This is a genomic window from Xylella taiwanensis (assembly GCF_013177435.1).
Lineage (GTDB): Bacteria > Pseudomonadota > Gammaproteobacteria > Xanthomonadales > Xanthomonadaceae > Xylella > Xylella taiwanensis.
In genome coordinates, this window is record NZ_CP053627.1 from 2,425,458 (window position 1) to 2,447,383 (window position 21,926).

Consider the following 21,926-nt stretch of genomic DNA (forward strand, 5'->3'; position numbering starts at 1 on the left):
CGCCGATAATAACCACAGTATTCGGGTCGATCGCCGAAACAATGATATTACTCACCCTTGACGCACTACTATCCACGGCCAAACACTATGCACGTAACCATTAGACTGTTTATGTATTAGTCGCTGGGCGAACCCCGGGACGCTAAGCTTTGGCGCTATTTCGCATCGCTAGGCTTATAACACACAGCGCAACAACACTGTACCCGCCATGCAAGTGATAAATCGGCACAAGCCACGTTAAGTGACAACATAAATGGGTGTAGCAAGAAGCTGAGCATTAGTTGGTCCAGACCGTTCCAAGCTGGATCAGACTAAAGACGGTCTAACGCGGCCGCCAAGTCCTCCGCCAACGGAGCGTTCAGCACATAGTGCGCGCGTCCGGCGTCCAAAGCGAACTCCAACGACACGGCATGCAAGAACAGACGGCGTAAACCAATACGATCGTGCAACCGCTGGTTAATCTCCTGATCACCGTACTTGTCGTCACCAGTGACTGGATGACCAAGATGCTGCGCATGCACGCGGATCTGGTGAGTTCGACCTGTTTCGATCAACACCTCGCAATAAGATTGCCCTCCACGCCGCTCCAGTAAACGGAAACGACTCATTGAGGGCTTTCCATCACAATGCACCTGGACATGACGCTCTCCCCCCTTGCGCAGATTAATACGCAACGGCGCATCAACACTCATCACTCCATTGGGCATACGCCCGGACAACAAAGCCAAATAACGCTTGGTGATACCACGGCCCTCATTACCATTAAAATTGGCTTCACGCATCAACGCCTGTAACTCAATTAGAGCTGCACGCTTCTTTGCGATGATCAACAAACCAGAGGTATCGCGGTCCAGACGATGCACAAGTTCCAGATCCTGATCAGGACGCAAGACACGCATGATCTCGATCACGCCGAAACTGATCCCACTACCGCCATGGCTAGCCACGCCACTGGGCTTGTTAAGCGCCAGCAGACGTGCGTCCTCGAACACAATCGCCGCCTCCATCTTGGCCAGAAATGCAGCCGATGGTGCGACCTTGGCCCCATCCTGAATAAGGCGCAACGGCGGAAGCCGGACTTCATCACCTCCCTCCAATTTGCGCTCGGCCTTGGTACGACGACCGTTAACTCTAACTTGCCCACTGCGCACCAGCTTGTAAACCAAACTGCGCGGGACACCCTTTAGTTTGCCGAGAAGGAAATTATCCAAGCGCTGCCCACGGTGCTCGGCAGGCACGACAACAATACGTACGCTGAAACACTCCACGACAAGCCCTGACTGGAAACAAAATGGATCGGTCATCCGAATATATATTCTGCTATACTTTGCTGGCGAGATAAGGGTTTGATTTCGTTGAAGGTTGATCTGGGCCAGAAGCCCCACTTCCGACGAATCTGGCATAGCACGCGGCCTTACCCCCTATAGGGACGGCCATGTTAGCGGCTCGCCGACCTACCTGGCCATCGCCGGGCATTTCAGTGCCCGCGCTGAACGTGTCCCGTGCGCCTCGCCGGTTTGACCGGAATGTGGCTGCCGGCCCTGAAACACCTGAGAAATAAGCGCTCCCGCGGCCTGCCGTGGTGTCGTAGCGCTGGAAAACCAAACTGGCCTGTACGCGCTTCGCGCGAAAGGGACGGTGAACGCTTCCAGAGGCGAAACGCCATGGCGTTCCGCGCGTAAAAAGCGCGCGAGGAACGCAACTAATGAAGCGAATGTTAATCAATGCTACGCAGGCGGAAGAGCTGCGCGTAGCAATCGTGGATGGCCAGAGCCTGTACGACATTGATATCGAGCAACCATCTAAAGAACAAAAAAAGTCCAACATATATAAAGGTCGTATCACCCGGCTCGAACCCTCTCTGGAAGCCGCCTTTGTCGATTACGGCACAGAACGCCACGGCTTCTTGCCGTTGAAGGAAATCTCCCGCGACTACTTCCAAACTGGTCTGGACCATCACAAAGCCGGTATCCGTGATTTGTTGCGTGAGGGCCAAGAGATCGTTGTCCAAGTTGATAAAGAAGAACGTGGCAACAAAGGAGCCGCGCTGACCACGTTCATTTCGCTGGCCGGTCGCTACATGGTGTTGATGCCGAATTCACCCTCAGCGGGCGGTGTCTCGCGTCGCATTGAAGGCGAAGATCGTGCTGTACTGAAAGACGCGCTAGAAAAGCTGGACATCCCCAACGATATGGGGGTGATCATACGCACTGCTGGCGTCGGCCGCGACACACAAGAGCTACAGTTGGACCTTGACTTTTTGCTGCACGTTTGGCGCGCCATTGCCGAAGCCGCATTGAGCAAACCAGCACCATTGCTCATCTACCAGGAGTCGCGCCTCATCATCCGCGCCCTACGCGACTACTTGCGTACCGACATCGGTGAGATTTTGGTCGACACAGAGGAGTTGTATCAGGACGCGCATGAATTCATGCAACAAGTGATGCCGCAAAGCCTGTACAAACTCAAGTACTACAAAGACGACATCCCTCTGTTCAATCGCTTCCAGATCGAATCGCAGATCGAAGGTGCCTACGAGCGCAACGTACGCCTACCTTCTGGCGGTTCGATCGTGGTCGATCAAACCGAAGCACTCACTGCCATCGACGTCAATTCTTCACGGGCTACCAAGGGTAGCGACATTGAGGAAACAGCATTCCAAACCAACCTGGAAGCAGCCGATGAAATCGCACGCCAACTGCGCCTGCGTGATGTCGGCGGTCTGGTGGTGATTGATTTCATCGATATGTCCTCCTCCAAACACCAACGGGAGATTGAAAACCGCCTGCAAAATTGTCTCAAATACGACCGTGCACGTGTGCAACTTAGCCGCATCTCACGTTTCGGCCTGTTGGAGATGAGTCGTCAGCGCCTACGTCCAAGCCTTGGCGAATCCAGCCAGATTGTTTGCCCACACTGCGACGGGCACGGGCGGATGCGCAGCATCGAATCTCTATCACTGTCGATCATCCGTATTGTCGAAGAGCATGCGATGAAGGAAAACACTGGACAGGTGCTTGTCCAGACACCAGTAGAGATCGCTAACTATCTGCTCAACGAGAAGCGCCGTGCACTTAATGAGATCGAGAAACGCCATGACGCACCAATCATTATCATAGCTGACGAGCAACTACATACCCCGCACTACGAGGTTACCCGTCTACGTGAAAACGAATTAGGCGAGGAAACCGGTAAACCAAGTTACCAACGCACCACCTCACGCAAGCTACCGGTGCATGCACTCACCAAATCGCAACTTAACATCCCGCCAGCACCAGCAGTGAAATCAATCACTCCACCACAACTAGCACAAACTCACGAAAACATACCAATGCGTTTGGCTCAATCAATGCGAGGACAATCCGCTGAGAACCAGGTACACGCCATTCCGGAACTGGTATCCAACCTAGCTGGTTGGCTAAAACGCATCTTTGGAAGCGCCGACAAGTTACGGGCTACAAGCAGTAGCAGCCCTCCCGCTGCCATGCAACAGAGCCGCAATGGCAATATGCAACGCAACGAACAAAACCGTCATGATGGCCGCATTGCTAGTAGCAACAACCAAGCACAGCAACAGAGCAACAGCAGCCATCGCGACAATTATCGTCATAACGAAAGCAACTATCTGCAAACCCAGAACCAAGCCACAGCAGACACGAACGGGAAATTACGGAACGAATCACAAACACCAAAATTGCCGGCATATGCCTCGAAACAACCACAGATGCCAAGGCAATCCCAACCACCGCTCCCCAAACCACCACGGACGCAAGCGCAACCAACACAGAACGTCACGAAAACGGCGCTAAGTAAACAGCCTGCGTCTGTACTGTATGGCGAAGGCAACACGTTACAGAAAGCAAAGCAGATGACCCTAACCGCTGAAGCGATGGTCAACAACACGCCTACCGTGACCACCATACAGTCAGTCAAAGACCAGAATACTTCAACACTCACATCGAATGCTGCTCAAGACACATCAAAGAAACTGATTGAAGCCAAGTCGGCCACAAAGACGGAAATTAATACGAATACCGAGATTGAAATTCAACAAAGTAGTCATGAAGATGCTGCGCACAGTGACGGCAGCAACCGGCGGCGCCGTGGGCGTCGCGGTGGGCGCCGGCGCCGGCGGAATACTTCTCCAGGAAACGAAACCAGTAATGCAAGCGAAAGCAATACCACCAAATTATCCAACGACACTGAAACCGACAATGTCGACAACATCGAGCCAGGGCAAGTCATGTACCCTGCCATGCACGGGAAACAACGCCCACCGGAATTTGAGTTCGATGACGAAGTGCCAGAAGCTCCGATCGCCGTATCATTACGTAGCGCAACATCTGCTGCGGGAGATGGGATATCCGCCACTCTCGAAATTACAGATCCTCAGAGCATTATGCGCACGGCGTCGCGAACGAATGTAGCATCGCAAATGGCGTCCCAAGCTGAATCCAGCGCTACGTCCGTCACTTCTCATACCTCGCCACAAACCACGACGCATACGCATAAAGACGTCGTTTCTGATCCCCCACCAGGACCAATTTACAAGGCTCGCACCAACACCATGAGACCCTCTTCAGGGCGCCGTATTGAAACTTTCTCCGCCACAGATGCGCCAACGAAGGCGACTCTATCCGTGCATACAACACCAGCGCCACGTTCGAACGTAAATACTAAAGCCACCAAGACCGAGATACCGAACGGACAAACCAATGCGGACACCAATACGGCACTTCGCCCAACAGCCACGAACGCACTGGCTGTAACGGCTCAACCAGTGATGGCAATGATGCCTTCGACAACGATAACTACACCACAAACCAAAGTCGTTCCAGCAACTACATACAACAACGAGCAAATCGAGACCAAGCACAAGGTCATTGCAAGGGAAGACGAAACAGCCCAACCACTACGAAAACCACGTATGCCGATGCAAACACCACTACCCAAGGTACTCGCTCCATCAGAAGACGAGACTCAGGCTCCATTCGTGGGAAATACCACCCGCCTAAGCGAGATTGCTAACACGACTACGACATCGCAGCAAGACAAATCATTAGTTCGTACACAAAACAAAGAACACAACAATGACCACAATATCCTCTGAAATTGACATACTCGCTTCCAACCACACTCGCACGGCCACTGAAACAGTGCCACACCTCTGAAAACAAGTCGAAGCCCTAAACCTGCACTCTTTGCCATCTTACGATGGCAAAGGGCAGACTTAGATCATTGCCAGCAACACAGACCATACGTTCAATCCCTGACACTTGAGATGCTTACATCAAGATTCTTGTTAAAGTTATGCCCACACCCACGATAAGTGGCGAATACAGATAGACAACGGCAACTAAAAGGTTTTAACTCAAAATTAAAGACAAGAAATGGAACACAGAATAGCTCTGTCTAATAACTACACACAGTAATGAAACAAACATGATCTACCAGATCAAAAGCGACGTACAAGATTTTCGAGAACATTACAGCTCAATCATCCAGTACAGCTCGCTTACTACCAAGATTGCACTAGTCAATAAGGTTCTCAGCTCGATGTGCGTACTACATGAGGCACACTAACCACATCCAGCCTGATCGATCAGACTGAAACCACAGTAGATCAACTCGGCGTAATTCAATCAGCAATACGTGATACAGAAGATGCCGCAATCCAGCTCCTAGAGCACTCTTACCCGGAAAATTGTCGTGCACAGCACCTATATCATGCTGTTGAGTGCATGTTCATCATCTACCTGATGAACATCATTGTGCGTTGGAAGAAAAAGCTGGATTTCGAATTAGATATTTTATCTAAACTATATTTCCAGGAGCACCAAGTCCGTACTGCATGGCCAACCGCGCTAAGGCGATGGTATCCCTAACACCCACTTTAGCAAACAAACGCGCCTTATGCGTGTTGATGGTCTTAGCACTGAGGCACAACCGCTTGGCAATGTCCTCCTGGCGCAGACCTTGGGTTAACAACAACGCAACTTCCAACTCACGCGGCGACAACATATCAAAAGGTGAACACCCTCCTTCCAGACTTGAGAGCACCAAATTCTGCGCAATGCTATTACCAAGATAGCGCTTACCCAAGGCCACATCACGGATGGCACACAGCAACTCATTAGCATCGCTGCCCTTACCGACATAACCGAAGGCACCAACCTCTAACAATCGCTTCGGCAATGGGCCGTCTTCCAATACCGAAACGATGATTACACGGCTACCATAATCACCCTTGACCAACCGTTCGGTAATCTCTAGCCCACTCACCCCAGGGAGATGCATGTCGCATAATACGATATTCGGGCGTAGCTTACGGATTTGTGGCAGAGCCACCTCGCCTGTCTCCGCTTCACCTATCACTTCGAGATCCAATTCATTAGACAAGATCATCTTCATGCCGGCACGCACTAGAGCATGATCGTCGATCAGAAAAATCTTAATAGTCATCCTTGTGTCCCTGAATCATATAATTGTCTACCGATGCAAGCTATCCCAACGAATTTTTCAAATCAAACGCATTTGGGTAACATGCACATTAGTGCATACAAGACGCCACATCGCAGTTTCGGAACATTGATCAAACACACTGTTACACAGCGCCACCCAAATAAAGCCGCCGCAATAACTGCTTCGGAAACTGGCTATTTAGAATGCAACGACCACTGGAGGGCATGTATCAGGAGATACTGCGTTATTCATTAAGAAATTTCCGATCATAGAGAGCTTGGCACGACCGGCACGTCATGCAACGGACGCAATTGTGTATCTAGTGCTACCCGCTCATCGAACACAAAGCAACGTCCATCGTAGCCTTCACCACCAACTTGCTCGAAGTAACCGAGGATACCGCCCTCCAATTGCAGCACGTTGTCCATCCCATTAGCGTACATCCACAACACAGCCTTTTCACAGCGAATCCCACCTGTGCAAAAGCTGACTACAGTGAAGTTAGCTAATAGGCCACGATACCGTGCTAGCGCCGTTGGGAATCCAGTGAACTTGGTGATAGGCAGGGTGATCGCTCCTGAAAATGTACCGTATGCAATTTCTTGCTGGTTGCGAGCATCGAGCATTACCAAACGCCGGCCACTATCATCGCAACCTCGACGTAGCCAATCACGCAACGTCTGCGCAGAGACGCTAGGTGCACGCCTTTGCAGCGGAGATACATTCGCGCAGTGGAAGCGGATAATCTCTGGTTTGACCTTCACTTTAAGGCGCGCAAATGGTGTATATGTGCTAAGGCTATGCTTTACCTGCAGCACTGCAAAACGCGCGTCAGCACGCAGCCAAGCATAGAATGCATCGATATCCACCTTCTCACCAGCGAGAAATAAGTTAATTCCTTCCTCGGCGATCAACACCGTCCCTTTCAGTCCCGCAATCTCCGCACGCACACGAATTTGATCGGCCAGTGTCTGTGGCTGCGCGATCGCGACAAAGTAATAAGCAGCAGTATTGATAATAACCATAGTGCGATTGTAACTCAGCTCCCACATCAGGCTCAGTGCGAAAGTGGACTTAGTTAGTAATCACCAGCATCTCGTTACAGTGATGACAGATGGGGATCTAACAAAAAATCTACTAACGAAAACAAACATGTTCGATTTGTATCGAATATCTCTCCATCGGCACCTGCACGCAATACAATTTCTCTGATCAAAAATCGCATTAATATCTAAGAACATGACACAGCTAAAGCAGTTCGCGCGCCACCTGAACTTGATGATTCTGAAGAAGTTGCAAAGTTACACCTGCGTTTCCAAAACCTAAATAAGTACAACAGAATCATGTTCTGACACAGAAAGTATCAGTGACTCATCTACGTGACAAGCCTCAGTAACTCTACAATCAATGATATAGCGTTTATTGTTGAAGCAGTTACAGAATAAGCAATGCAGGGCAACATGAAGACAATACTGCTGACAAGCAAAGCGCAAAACCCGAGCAAAGTTGGCGGCTTCCAACCTGCCTTTTCTGGAATGAGCCGATCATAACGCCCTCCAATGCTTGCAGCGGTGTCGTCCTTACTGCAACAAAGATTTTAGCCGCAGTACCTCCTCTCTGAAGTTTCACCTTACCCTATGATGATCTGCACTAGAAACCAACCGATACTCTCACATCTGCTTATTTATACAGCCCCGCAAACGTTTCAGCTCCTGGCTTGCAACACAAAGATACGCAAGAGTTATACAAATTAAAATTGTACCCACTCATATCCACACTATTGCAAGAGCAACATAAATCACTCCAGCGGCAATTTAAATATAGATCGCAGCCCAAAGATGGCACCCTCATTTCAGATCACCTTCTGCACGTGAGTCTATTAATATCCAGGTCACTACTAAGCATCCCCAGCCACACTAGAATCAGATCGAAATTATTGACCTTGGCAAGGGAAACACCTGAAGTAAATCAACATCAGCGTTAACCAAGGAAACATGGCAGAACCTGTCTTACTCGTCTTTTTGCAGATGTTCCGAGCAGCTGGGTACAGATGCAACCACGCATCGTCAATTATTTTCTATCGCATGACTAATACCTAGATTCTGTTCACGCAAGAAAACATGAATACGTACATCACTACGATGGTTTCCATATTGCATTCACTAGTAACGTGATGAGAATTCCGTTACTAATCATCCGAAAAATCAACATCTTCCACCAGCTATTATCAAACGCAACTATTCGTCCAAATCGCTACTAAGCTATAAAAAGATGAAAGAACATTGTTTCTTGATACATCTACTGAAAGTGGCGGTGTCACACACATTCGCCGATAAAAGCACACTGATAGCTACACCAGTCGAGTGTCTGCGACAGCAAGTGCATATCATAGAGATTAGAAATAGAAGTAACCGAATCAGAAACAAAAAAATCTCAAAATCATCGTAACCTGTAACCACACATACCCACAATCTGAATTGCTGATCATTAATCGATGCAACCTCATTGAAGTTGATATTGACGCGAATTCAACAAAAAGCAATCCATAATACACAGTTGCGACAATCCGGTACCGAAGCAACCAGTATGTCATTGGCCAGACACTCACGTATGTTGAACCTGGATGCTTCAGCCAATGTCATCGCACACCGCATCACCACACGGGTTCTCTGTCGCTATACTCCATACCCTATCGAGGAGGATGCGATGTTGGCTTTACAGGGAATTCGAGTGTTAATCGTAGAAAATGACGCAATGAACACTATGCTTTTGGAAATGCAACTCTCTCAAGCAGGTGCGTCGGTTATCGACTCTACGGCATTGATCAAAGATGCCATTGCGCTGATTGACCAGCAGCCTCCGGATATCGCAATCCTTGACTACCGACTCGGCAACGGCCAAACAAGTAGCATGATCGCGAAGCGTCTCAGCGAACTAGACATCCCATTCGTTCTGGCAACTGGTACTCCTCCCGAATACATCTCCAGTGAGTTCGCATCCGGTGTAATACTGACTAAGCCATATCTCACTATGGAATTGATCCATGCATTGAAAAAGGCTTACGAAAAGATCTCGCCTATAACCACCGCACCCGAGTCTCATTAAGAACAGTGAGCAGAAACGCCTTGTGTAGCACCATCCCGATGCCAACATACCGGCCTAATGCTACGAACTATAAGCAGTCTGAATTTAGGTGCCGCATTTTTTATCGAATGAGCCATAAATAACAACGATACACGTCATACATCCTTACATCCTGCTAAACCACATCATCACAGCGTCCAGATAAAGAATACAGAGAACCCCAGTATATTGGGCACTCTGCCGTACGTTGAACACCCCCACCTACTTTCAGATCACATCGGAGAAGCCCCATGGTTTGGAAGGAAATGGATACGTCTACGGGATACCGTAAATAACGCGCTTAATCTCAGATATAAATGACACTCCAGGAAAGCAAGCGATCAAATCGATGCAAAAAATTCACAACCACGTTGTCATCAACTTCACCAAGCACCGTGACGATGCCATGCACAAAGTCAGGCTATCTCATCGAAAACTTCTTGCGAGTGGTCAAACAGTACCCAATCATATGTTATAAAAAAAGATAAACAATAAAGCCATATCATCATTCATCTCTTAAGGTTTTCTTAGATTATCCTTGATACATCCAGAACCCTAACAGCCAATCCCCCGTTTGCATTCAATATTGCAGCATATGTTTGGATTGAGTCCGGAACATCGCACTCGAGTTGAACACACGATCACTGATCATCCAACAGTTCTTGAATCTAGGGCATGTTTACCTCTTCACTCATGCTCCACATCCACAAGTAAGTGAAGCAAACACGAGATCACTATTAGCAAGCTTGTCATCACGGGTGAAGACCCGATCAATATGCTGGATACGATTAAACAAACACTCGACCCAATTGCGCATGCGGTATCCTCCTGGCTATCTATAGTGGTTTCGGTCTGCAACTCGAGCACGGCGCAACAACATCCTTGGCAACCCTGGATCGAACCTCTTCCATACCGGATATAACCCTGCTCGATCATGAAAATACGCTGATCACCATAACCAATTCAAAGAGCATGGCAAATACTGAAGACTAACCCTTCGATACGCAGGCCAGACGAGCAAACGAAGCGATCACACACACACTGACAAACTACAATTGGCACACTGATCAATCAAAGATCATTGCCGACCGCAACTAATAACTAGAATTATCGTATGCAACCGATGCAACCATGCAAATAGGTGACATCACTCAGAGAAACGCCCTCCTGTTCTTAACGCCCCTACCCCACTCCAGAACATTCGAGACCCGTAAGAACAAAACATCAATGCAATCACACGATGATTCGAGCAGCTACGCTACCCACCCCATACCGACATGAAAAGAGCCGAGATCGCACGTTCCCGGCTCTTAGGGTGACCGAAAAATTTTGCCCGGAATCGTTCAGCTCATCGCAGCTACATAGCGACGTTCCACCTCATCCCAGTTAACTACGTTGTAGAAAGCATTAACGTACTCCGCACGACGGTTCTGGTAGTGCAAGTAATAAGCATGCTCCCATACGTCCAAGCACAAGATGGGAGTATTACCGTCGCACAGCGGGCTGTCCTGGTTAGCACTGCTCTCAACCACCAGGGTTTTGCTCGGGGTGACGTTCAACCACGCCCAACCGGAACCGAAACGGCTGAGCGCGGCTTTGGTAAAAGCGTCTTTAAATGTCTCGAAACCACCCAGCTGCTGGTCGATCGCCTTAGCAACCTCGCCTTTCGGCTTGCCGCCCCCCCCCTGAGCCATCACAGTCCAGAATAATGAATGGCTGGCATGACCACCGCCGTTATTGCGTACCACCCCCTGCAAGCTTCCCGGCAAGCTTTTCAGTGTGCGAAGCAACTCTTCGAGAGGCAAATCAGCGTACTCAGTTCCTTCCAACGCAGCGTTAAGATTGTTGATATAGGTGAGATGATGCTTGGTGTGATGAATTTCCATTGTCCGCGCATCGATGTGCGGTTCCAGCGCACCGTAGTCGTAAAGCAGGATGGGAAGAGTGTGAGCCATGCGTTTCTCCTGAAGTCGTGCCGGCGGATACCGACGTTATGGTGAATAGTAAGGACGATAGCCACCATTACCAAGGAAGGTGATAGGAATACCACACTTCACTACACACGCATCGTTCTAGAGGGGCTCCATCATCGTGCGATGGTTACCCTTTACATACACTAGGTACAAACACCAATGCTGCTTGTAGCCCCAGTATGCAAGCTAAAAAAACCAAGCTCCGTATATTCACCACTCTTCCTCTCCGATCCGAACACATGCGCAGAACATTCACACTCTCGGTCACCGTTTTACTACTGGTCGCCACCCTGTGGAGCATGCGCGCATTGCATACTCCTAAGACAGAGTTTGCGCTGGTACCACAGCACCCTCACGGCACAGCACACCCACCATCGCTACGCACCACAGACGAGCTACCCGAATTCCTCCCCGCAGAAGCGCGTGCCATAGTCACACTGATCCAACAGGGAGGTCCGTTCTCTTACCACAAGGACGGCAGTATCTTTGGCAACAGGGAGAGGCTGCTACCAGCACGTCCATACGGCTATTACCACGAATACACAGTGGAAACACCAGGTTCTCCAGATCGCGGTGCCCGACGAATTGTCACCGGAGGTGATCCGCCGGAAATCTGGTATTACAGCGACGATCACTACGCCAGCTTCCGCAGCTTTAAGATAGCGACGCCATGAACGGCACCAACCTCCGATTGGATCTCACCACCCCAAGAAGCTCCAGCGTTTATCGGGTTGCCTCGAGCGATCTGCCAAACTTAGCCGCACTAGCACGTGCATCCGGACTTCAGGTCACCCACGTGGACCTGCACCACTGTCGCAACAAAGCCGCTTTGCTGCTGCACTTGGCAAGCCAGCTTAGCTTTCCAAAGAGCTTTGGCAGCAACTGGGACGCGCTTGCAGACGCACTGCGCGACCTTAGTTGGATGGCTGCGCCCGGGGGGCAAGCACTGCTGCTGGATGGCATGGACACGCTGGCACACCAGGCAGCCGATACACACACTACACTCCTGGATATCTTTCACGAGACAGCCACATTTTGGGCCAGTAACAACCGGGTGTTTGTGGTCTTCGTGGCCGACACCGACTGATCCAAATAACCGGGCACACCACGTCGGATACCGTATGCCAGTACTGTATTCCCCTTCAGCAATCCAGTTCAGCCCAACGTGCGTAGGCAGCATCCAGTTCGACCTGGAGGATGCCCAAACGCTGAGTATCAGCCCCCACCAAAGCGCTATCACGCTGATAAAAATCAGGGGTACTCATCGTCTCAGCCAACGCTGCCAACTCTTCTTCCAGACGCTCAATGTGACCAGGTAGCTGTTCCAACTCACGCATGTCCTTGTAGCTGAGCTTACGCTTGGCCGACTCGGACACAGGCATCACCACTTCAGATCTGACCGGATGTGGCTCGCGCACCACCATCGCAGTCGACTGCGGACGCTGCCACAGCCAATCACTGTAACCACCCACGTATTCGCCAACCCTTCCTTCGCTTTCCATGACCAAAGTGGATGTCACGACATTGTCGAGAAAATCGCGATCATGGCTGACCAATAGCAATGTGCCCTTGTAATTGGCCAACAACTCCTCAAGTAACTCCAGGGTCTCAACATCCAAGTCGTTGGTCGGCTCGTCCATCACCAAGACATTGGACGGCTGTGCGAACAACTTCGCCAGCAGTAACCGGTTACGCTCGCCACCGGACAAGCGGGTGATCGGCGCCCGGGCGCGCTCAGGAGTAAACAAAAAGTCCTGCAGATAAGCATAGAGATGTTTGCGCTTACCATTAAGATCAATAAAGTCTGCACCTTCAGCAACATTCTCAATCGCATTCCAGTCTTCACGCAAAATCGCACGATACTGATCAAAGTAAGCAATCTGCAGATGAGTGCCTACACACACCTCGCCAGCCTGCGGCCGCAACTCACCCAACAACAACTTCAACAACGTGGTCTTGCCACTACCATTGGGGCCAATCAACCCGATACGGTCACCACGCAAAATTGTGGTGGAGACATCGCACACAATCGTGCGCTCGCCGAACGCAAAACACAAATTCTTCGCCTCAATGACCTTCTTCCCAGAAAACTCAGCTTGAGCCACCTCTAGCCGTACATGACCACTCAGCTCACGACGTTGACGGCGCTCCATACGCATCTCCTTGAGCCGCCGCACGCGGCCTTCATCACGAGTGCGACGTGCCTTGATCCCCTGCCGGATCCACATCTCCTCCTCAGCCAACAGCTTGTCGAAGCGGGCATGCTGCTGCGCTTCGAGGTTGAGCCGCTCCTCACGGCGACGTTCATAATTAGCCCAATTGCCGGGCCAACTAGTAACGTGACCACGGTCGATCTCAACGATGCGAGTCGCCAACGCACGCAGGAAGCGGCGATCATGGGTGATAAATAGCACACTGCCATCCCAAACCTTGAGGAAACCCTCAAGCCAATCGATCGCCTCAGTATCCAGGTGGTTGGTCGGCTCATCTAGTAGTAACAAATGAGGCAAAGATACGAGTGCAGACGCCAACAACACACGGCGCTTCATCCCACCAGACAGACACACAAACTCGGCTTCGCCGTTTAGCTCGAGACGGGTCAACATCTCAGTCACCCTCTGGTCCAGGGACCAAGCGTCGGCGGCATCAATTTTGGATTGCACCTGCGCCAACGCTTCAGTGTCGAGAACCTCTGCATGACTGAGTTGGTGAAATTCAGACAGCCACCTTCCAGATTCACCAAGGCCGGCAGCGACCACATCGAACACGCTACCATGCATGTCCTGCGGCACCTCTTGCTCCAAGCGGGCCACACGCACGCCCGGCTGAATACGAATTTCTCCGCTCTCCGGATGCAAATCTCCGACGATCAACCTCATCAGCGTGGACTTACCAGCACCATTGCGACCGATGAGAGCAATGCGCTCGCCTTGCTCAATACTCAGTGCCACTTTTTCCAGCAACAATGGACCACCAACGCTGTAATCGACATTTTGCAGAGTTATCAGGAGCATTGGAGCATTGTACGCAGCAGCAACTCACTCAGTCCTCAAGGAGGAAACACAACGACGCGAAAAGAATAGATTGCACAGCAATCAAGCAACCCAACACAAAGCAATCCTAGCCATGGCCGCCAGGCCAATCGCATCTTCATTAAGCACAGCAATCTGAATTTTCAGAGGGTAAGACCGAGGTTCATCAGGACTCTGGGGCAGAGCAACCATGCAACAATATCGGTTAAGCATCTCCGATCCAGCACTTGACCTCACTACTGACACAATAACTACGGAGTGTGGGTTAAACACATGACACTATCTCCGATCAAGAACTACAGGACAGCATCGAGCAACCGATACGCCCGCGGGCCCACTCTGGACGCCGCATCGCATACGCCTCACGTCCCGGCTGAAGGTCATAGGGCCGGCGCATTACCTCCAACAATGCATGCAACTCAGTGAGATCACCTTGCTCAGCACATTCGATCGCATGCTGTGTCAGATAATTGCGCAGCACATAGCGTGGGTTAGCCAAACGCATACGCTCATGCCGTTCTGTAACCGGCAATGGATCCACAGATAGACGCGCAGCATAGCGCTGCAGCCAATCACGCAGTATCGGTGCATGTGCATCACGCCTGACAGGATCGTAAAACGCCTCGGCCCACAGTGCCAGACTGTCCGGCATCTGCGGCTCCCAATCAGCCAAGCCCAGGAAAGTCAGCGTCATATCCATCTCAGCTTGGTGCATGCAGGTACGCAATGCATCAAGCAATCTGAGGTCTTCGTCAAAGCAAGCAGCCAAGCCGAGTTTGGCCGCAACATCGCGGCGCTCGGCCGCTAAATACGTGGCACGGAATCTTTTCATTCCTGCCTGCAATGGCGTTGCGTCACCAAACAACGGCGCCAGAGCACGTGCCAAGCAACAAAGGTTCCAATACGCCACCTGCGGCTGAGCACCGAAACGGTAACGTCGACTCTGCGCATCAGTCACATTTGGAGTCCAATCCAGGTCATTATCATCGATCCAACCGTATGGACCGTAGTCGACAGTCAAGCCCAGAATCGACATGTTGTCTGTATTCATCACCCCGTGTACAAAACCAACCCGCATCCAGTGGGCAACAAGCTCAGCGGTACGCGTACAAACCTCGGCAAACCAATCTGCATACAACGTCTCACCTGTGCCGTGCAAATGAGGATAATCCCGCATGATTGTGAACTCGACCAGTCGACGTAGCAGATCGATATCATCACGTGAAGCAGGTAACTCAAACGTTCCAAAGCGTATAAACGAGGGAGCAACACGGCACACAATCGCACTAGGTTCAAGGACCCGACGCCCGTCGTAGAACATGTCACGTATCACCGTATCTCCGGTGGCAATCAGGCTCAACGCGCGCGTAGTCGGTATCCCAAGATGATGCATCGCCTCACTACACAAGAACTCACGGATCGAGGATCGCAGTACCGCACGGCCGTCAGCGCCACGGGAATACGGCGTAGGTCCAGCTCCCTTAAGCTGCAGTTCGTAGTACATCCCATCGGCACCGAGCAATCCACCTAACGTGATCACACGACCATCACCGAGCTGACCGGCCCAGTGTCCGAATTGATGTCCACCGTAATTAACAGCATACGGCTGCATACCGGGATATAGCGCATTGCCGCCAAACACCTCGACGAAACGTGGGCTCACCAATTCCTTCACATCAAAGTTCAATATCGCCGCCACTTCGGATGAATACGCCAGTAGACGGGGTGCAACCACCGGCGTCGGTACCACCACAGACCAAGCTGCCAAGACTTGGCGCGGACGTAAGCTGACTTCAGGATCGCAGGGCAGCACATCGATAAAACAGTTGTTAAAGCTCAGTGACCGCATGTGAACAAGATACGTTATTATTGCCGCATCCCGGTTACCAAAGGTTGCGCATACTGCGCAAAAGGTATCTTCAGAATCGGCCAGGTCCTCCATAGGGTCGCTCCAGACCCAGTTAACAATGAGCTGGCATCGAACACTAAATATCACTCAGCAGGCCAATCCCGTCAAAGCCAAACAACGGTTTGGCCCCAACACACATGAGGGAAGGACTTGAACAGAGCAGAGGATTTGATTCTGCTATGAATCACAAACCACACCACAAAACCGGAAATTAAGACTCCCCAAGAAATGAGGCATAAAAAATTTTTATCTATCTTTTGAAAATACGCAGAACTAAAGGAAACGCCAGAAGCGTGAACTTCTGGCGTTCCGAGAACAGTATCTAATTAAATCCTGGATTACAGAACCTGGACCTGGTCAGCCTGCATACCTTTTTGGCCTTGCACAGCAATGAAGGAAACCTTCTGACCCTCCTGAAGCGACTTAAATCCGTTACCCTGAATCGCGCGGTAATGGACGAACAGGTCGGGACCAGACTCTGCTGTGATGAAGCCAAAGCCCTTATTATCATTGAACCACTTCACCGTACCTATCTGACGATCATCAGACATTACAAACTCCTGAACAATTGAATGGATAACAGCCACCGAGATCGGGGGCAAAACTGAGTTGCAGGCGTTGGTCAAACGGAACGATGGAGCGGATCAGGTGATCGACTGCACCAGGCCACGATTCACGGTGAACCTAGCAAACACAGCACCTCCAACAATACTAGGCTTTTCTTAAAAAATCGACTCCCTGTGATTATGCCAACATCCAGCCTATTGGTTGAGGAATGACACAGACAGTATACCCTGCCCTCCCGTCCATGCCTCTCACAATCACTCTGACTAAGAGCAATTTGTAGAGCAGATTAGGCACATCAACTGAAGCTGCAACACAGGCCCTACACACACTTTGCGGCAATCCGTGTTCATGGTTCAATAAATAATTGATATTGCGTCTCCGTATCTTCGACCTGTTGGCGTAATCAGCATTAGAATTGACACTATAACTTCAGCCAAGACAATAGCTAAGCTCTGTGCTGCAATGACTCAAGCAACTAGAGCGAACAGCGAATCAACCTAGACAAGGTTCTCTTGCAAAAGGAACCGCCACCTCAAGGAGACAAAAAACCGTGGTCGACACCCGCACGCCCAGATGGTCATGCCAAACAGCCTAACTAAACACAGTATCCAACTGAACGTACTGATCCAAGACAGTCTAAGATCAATTCCAAGCGCTAGGCACAGAAACTCAAATCACATTGTTGGCCCACATAATACGAAGCACTGAAATGATGACTAAGGCGGTTGACACGCGCTATCGAGATGATCATTACACCTATCACTAACCAACACAGAGCCGGATACGATTCTAATCATCATCCAAACAAAACAAGATTCTCAAAAATATTATGACTTCCAAAAGCAACCGCTCAATTTCACCAGCACATGGATGAGATTGGCTGTGATAATTTCTTGTTCACCAATATTTTTCAAATAGACTCCAGGAAGACGTGGTATTTGTAGAAAGAGGTTTTTGCGACATCATAACATAATGTTTATAAATTTGATTATTATCACAAAAATTTAATATTAACTGCCAAGGAATTCTAAATCACTCGTTCTAGTGAAATTCTAGCAACGACCTATGTCTAAAATCTATTGTCTGAAAAAAACATGGCCGCCTTGGCTAAATGAAGCAACCAAGGGATGTAGCATGCTCAGCTTGGCGTTGCCTCGCTAATTGACGCAGTGTTGTCTGCGAGATCTGACTGCAAGATAAACAAATATACCCACTAGATAAATACCAAATGCATAACATGGCCAAGTTTTTGGCACCCTAGTTGCTAATTGATAACACAACCAAAAATTACAACACCACCGACATCGATTTAAGCATTACAGAAATGCTACACCTGATGCCTGAATCCTACTTCAGTTCAGCCAAGTGTAGACGTAATCAGTTGACCTAGAAGCTTCACAATTCAGTCTGCATATTTCTCTCCCTCGCAAGCATGACGCATTTAAGCCACCATGCAGTGCATGCATAGATTGCTTGTGTTTCCATCTCATCCCTTGGACTAGCGCATGAAAAAAAATAAAGAACACACGCTACGACTGATGATCATTGACGATAACGCTGAGAATGCAGAATCAATCGTTACTTTGCTGCGAAATAGCGGCATCGCGGTGAGGCCATCCCGGCCACAGCACCTGGAAGACGTGACCATGATGCTCAGACACCAGATTGACCTGGTACTGGCTAGCAATTCCTGCCAAATCCCGCTAAGGGCATTACATCAACAAATTTTCGCTAGTGGCAAGGACGTGCCACTGATCCAACTGACTTGGCAACTAAACGAGAAAGAGTGGATCGCCGCAACCAATTTTGGCATCCGCGCAATTGCCTTAAACCACCACCCTAAGCACCTGTTGGAAGTGGTGAACAAAGAGATTGAAGCACTGCAAGTACGCCGCAATCTACGCCGAGTCGAAGCACAAATGCGGGAGACCGAACGTCGCTGCAACGCACTGATCGCCTCTTCAAGAGATCCGATAGCCTACGTGCATGAAGGCATGCACATTCACGCCAACCAAGCCTATCTGAGGATATTCGGGTTCGAATCGTTTGAAGACATTGAGGGGCTACCATTGCTAGATTTGATTGCAGCACCACATATTGAAGGATTCAAGCATCTGCTCAAAACACTCTCCAAAGGAGAGTCACCGCCTTCGCCGTATAAACTGGATGCACGCCACCTGAAAGGGAACATATTCCCTACAACAATGGAGTTCACCGCCACAACCTACGAAAGTGAGCCATGCATACAAGTAGTACTCCGAAACTGCGAGGAATTCAACCAAGAATTGGCACGTGAAATCGAAAAACTGCGTCAGCGTGATCCTGTCACAGGTCTGCTGAATCGCCCGGCCTTCATCATCGCACTGGAAGATGCGTTGACACGCGCCAGCATGAGCAAAGGTCAGTTCGGCTTGCTGCTGGTTGAACCGAACCATTACACGGAGATCCTACAAGAAATCGGCTTGGACTCGGCCGACACGCTCATCACCGCGCTGGCAGATTTTTTTTCTGAAATGATCGATCCAAAAGTGGAAGTGCGAACCGCGCGTTTCTGTGAGACCAAGTTCGCACTACTGCTAGAGGGCGACTACACACATACCATGAAACTGGCTGAACGAATCCGCATTGACATCGCTCAACACATATTCTTAATTGGCAAACACTCAACCACAGTCACAGTGAGCATTGGCGGCGTACAAATCGACGAACGCATCGCCAGTCTGTGCCAAGTACTCTATCACGCGGTCGAGTCAGTTCAGGTTGCCACTCAGCTTGGTGGCAACACTGTCATCATCTACGACCCAGCAGCAGCAGACCGTGCAGAGGAGCAGCGGATCCAGAACTTACTGAAACAACTGCAGCAAGCACTGGCAAACAACGACTTCATCTTTCATTATCAACAGATAATAAGCCTGCAGCAGCAATCCCTGGAGCTATATCAAATTTACCTACGCATGCATGGAAACGAAGAACTAATTTCATCGGCTGCTCTGTTAGAGATCGCTAAGAAAAGCGAATTGATCGCACAGATTGATCGATGGGTAGTGGCACGCGCGATCGCGCAGATCGGCGAACGCCAGCGCGCTGGCCATACCACGCATCTATTGGTACAGATCGATTCGGCTTCGTTTTCCGACCCGGATTTACTCACTATGGTACGCGCAGAATTGGCCGCGCACAATGTTCCTGGCGAGCAACTGTGGCTACAAACGCCTGAATCAAAAGTGTTCACGCATTTACATAATGCACAGCAGTTCCTTAGTGAAATCTCAGTACAGGGCTGCAAGATGGGACTAGAGCAGTTCGGTACAGGGTTGGATTCATTCCAGCTACTCGCACATTTTAAGCCAGCATTCCTGAAATTGGATCGCCACCTGACTCAAGACATCAATTCCAACAATAACAGTCTAGAGAAAATTCGTGAGATAACTGCACGTGCGCAAGACACCGGCATTGCAACCTTCGCCGAATTCGTGACTGACTCAACTTCGATGAGCGCGTTATTCAACGTTGGTGTGGACTACGTGCAAGGCGATTTCATCGCGCCAATTAGCTCAACAATGAACCACGAGTTCTAATACAAGCAGCCCTCTTATTTGCTAGCCCCCCCCCCCACTCAGCAAAGTTGGGAAAGATACACAAAAATGGCCATTTATCCTTTTTATGAACCATAGTGGATTTCAGTTACTAGATCCAAGTGTTCATGAGAAACCTAGAAACATGCACACATCGATCACTACAACTGGCTAATGACTGCATTGCAAATTTTGTTAGCAATCAAACCTAAATCCGAGACAAAAATTCAATTGAATGCATTGATCATAAAGAACTCACTTCAAATGTTCATAAGGTCAATAACATAAAACCATCACTGTTATGACCATGACCGTAATGAAAAACTATACAAGCCTAACGAACTCCTCAAAGCAAATCCGAGAATGAGGATTAACCAAAGCTACAGTGGATGTTACTGTCCAGCCGCACGAAGTGCAGCGATCCGCTGATTCAGAGGCGGATGGCTCATGAAAAGCTTACGCAAGCCCTCACCGACACCACCAGAAATCCCGAAGGCCTGCACCTGTGTCGGCAACGTACTCTGACCACGATTAATCGCAAGCCGTTCTAATGCGGCAATCATTTTAGCACGACCAGCCAAGTATGCACCGCCCTCATCGGCACGGAATTCACGATGACGCGAAAACCACATTGTAATCATCGTCGCAAAAAGGCCAAACAACAATTCCAATACCAATATAATCGCGTAATAAGCCACACCACGGCCACCATCACGATTACCGGCCAACGTACTGTCAATAAATCCACCAAGTACCCTTGCTAGTACGATCACAAATGTGTTGAGCACCCCCTGTAGCAGCGCCATGGTAACCATGTCACCGTTGGCGACATGTGCAATCTCATGGCCCAACACTGCCTCGACCTCATCCTGACTCATGTTCTGCAGCAAGCCGGTCGACACTGCTACCAGGGCATTATTGCGATCAGGACCAGTTGCAAAGGCATTGACTTCAGTTCCCTCATAGATTCCCACCTCTGGCATGGCGATACCAACGATTTGCGCTTGCCGACGTACCGTCTCTAGTAACCAGAGCTCGGTTGGATTTCGCGGCTGCCCGATCACATAGGCACCAGTGGTACGCTTAGCGATGACCTTAGATATCAATAGCGAGATAAGCGAACCACCGAAGCCAAAAATTACGGCTATGACAAACAGTCCCCCCATTTGAGTCGCATTGACACCCAGCAGGGACATCACAATACTAGCCAAAACCAACACCGCAAAGTTAGTTATGGCAAATAAGACAATACGATTAAACATATAACACATACTCCAGAAGGGGC

The 21,926-nt window shown here is 49.7% G+C and carries 13 protein-coding genes; 5 read left to right on the forward strand and 8 right to left on the reverse strand.

The features are described from left to right. Positions 1 to 311: 311 nt before the first annotated feature. On the reverse strand, positions 312 to 1,304 hold the full coding sequence (locus PLS229_RS10255) for an RluA family pseudouridine synthase (RefSeq protein WP_051482353.1): 993 nt from the start codon (positions 1,302 to 1,304) through the stop codon (positions 312 to 314). Positions 1,305 to 1,714: 410 nt separating this feature from the next. Here PLS229_RS10255 and PLS229_RS10260 point away from each other — a divergent pair, with 410 nt between their 5' ends. Next, positions 1,715 to 5,110, forward strand: a complete 3,396-nt coding sequence (locus PLS229_RS10260) for an Rne/Rng family ribonuclease (protein WP_235062495.1) — start codon at positions 1,715 to 1,717, stop codon at positions 5,108 to 5,110. 704 nt (positions 5,111 to 5,814) lie between these two features. Here the strand turns inward: PLS229_RS10260 and PLS229_RS10265 are convergent. Beyond that, complete coding sequence (locus tag PLS229_RS10265) at positions 5,815 to 6,462, reverse strand: response regulator (protein ID WP_038271757.1); 648 nt, start codon at positions 6,460 to 6,462, stop codon at positions 5,815 to 5,817. Between the two features lie 266 nt (positions 6,463 to 6,728). Continuing rightward, complete coding sequence (locus PLS229_RS10270) at positions 6,729 to 7,487, reverse strand: sulfurtransferase (RefSeq protein ID WP_038271783.1); 759 nt, start codon at positions 7,485 to 7,487, stop codon at positions 6,729 to 6,731. 1,681 nt (positions 7,488 to 9,168) lie between these two features. Here PLS229_RS10270 and PLS229_RS10275 point away from each other — a divergent pair. Next, positions 9,169 to 9,567, forward strand: a complete 399-nt coding sequence (locus tag PLS229_RS10275; protein WP_038271784.1) for a response regulator — start codon at positions 9,169 to 9,171, stop codon at positions 9,565 to 9,567. A gap of 1,361 nt (positions 9,568 to 10,928) precedes the next feature. Here PLS229_RS10275 and PLS229_RS10280 read toward each other — a convergent pair. Then, the gene (locus PLS229_RS10280; RefSeq protein WP_038271760.1) at positions 10,929 to 11,540 is read right to left on the reverse strand and encodes a superoxide dismutase; all 612 of its coding nucleotides are present in this window, start codon (positions 11,538 to 11,540) and stop codon (positions 10,929 to 10,931) included. 257 nt (positions 11,541 to 11,797) lie between these two features. Here PLS229_RS10280 and PLS229_RS10285 point away from each other — a divergent pair, with 257 nt between their 5' ends. Both PLS229_RS10285 and PLS229_RS10290 read left to right on the forward strand, forming a co-directional pair. Further along, a complete protein-coding gene (locus tag PLS229_RS10285) occupies positions 11,798 to 12,232 on the forward strand; it encodes a guanyl-specific ribonuclease (protein ID WP_038271763.1) in 435 nt (144 codons plus the stop codon). Beyond that, entirely contained in the window at positions 12,229 to 12,645 is a 417-nt protein-coding gene (locus PLS229_RS10290) for a barstar family protein (RefSeq protein WP_038271765.1), read from the forward strand. Before PLS229_RS10285 ends, PLS229_RS10290 begins: the two co-directional genes overlap by 4 nt. Before the next feature lie 55 nt (positions 12,646 to 12,700). On the opposite strand, the gene PLS229_RS10295 is transcribed toward PLS229_RS10290, so the two are convergent. The 3 genes from PLS229_RS10295 to csp2 form a co-directional block, all read right to left on the reverse strand. Beyond that, positions 12,701 to 14,572, reverse strand: coding sequence for an ATP-binding cassette domain-containing protein (locus PLS229_RS10295; protein WP_038271767.1), 1,872 nt, complete (start codon positions 14,570 to 14,572; stop codon positions 12,701 to 12,703). A 307-nt stretch (positions 14,573 to 14,879) separates the two neighbouring features. Next, positions 14,880 to 16,439: a protein adenylyltransferase SelO gene (locus tag PLS229_RS10300; protein ID WP_038271785.1), complete on the reverse strand. Its 1,560-nt coding sequence runs from the start codon at positions 16,437 to 16,439 to the stop codon at positions 14,880 to 14,882. 398 nt (positions 16,440 to 16,837) lie between these two features. Further along, a complete protein-coding gene (gene csp2, locus PLS229_RS10305) occupies positions 16,838 to 17,050 on the reverse strand; it encodes a cold-shock protein Csp2 (protein WP_038271770.1) in 213 nt (70 codons plus the stop codon). A gap of 1,521 nt (positions 17,051 to 18,571) precedes the next feature. Between csp2 and PLS229_RS10310 the strand changes: the two genes are divergently transcribed. Beyond that, a complete protein-coding gene (locus tag PLS229_RS10310; RefSeq protein WP_038271772.1) occupies positions 18,572 to 20,644 on the forward strand; it encodes a GGDEF/EAL domain-containing response regulator in 2,073 nt (690 codons plus the stop codon). A gap of 389 nt (positions 20,645 to 21,033) precedes the next feature. Here the strand turns inward: PLS229_RS10310 and htpX are convergent, their stop codons facing one another. Then, positions 21,034 to 21,903 (reverse strand): protease HtpX, encoded by an 870-nt coding sequence (htpX, locus tag PLS229_RS10315; protein ID WP_038271774.1) that lies wholly within the window; start codon positions 21,901 to 21,903, stop codon positions 21,034 to 21,036. Positions 21,904 to 21,926: the final 23 nt, after the last annotated feature.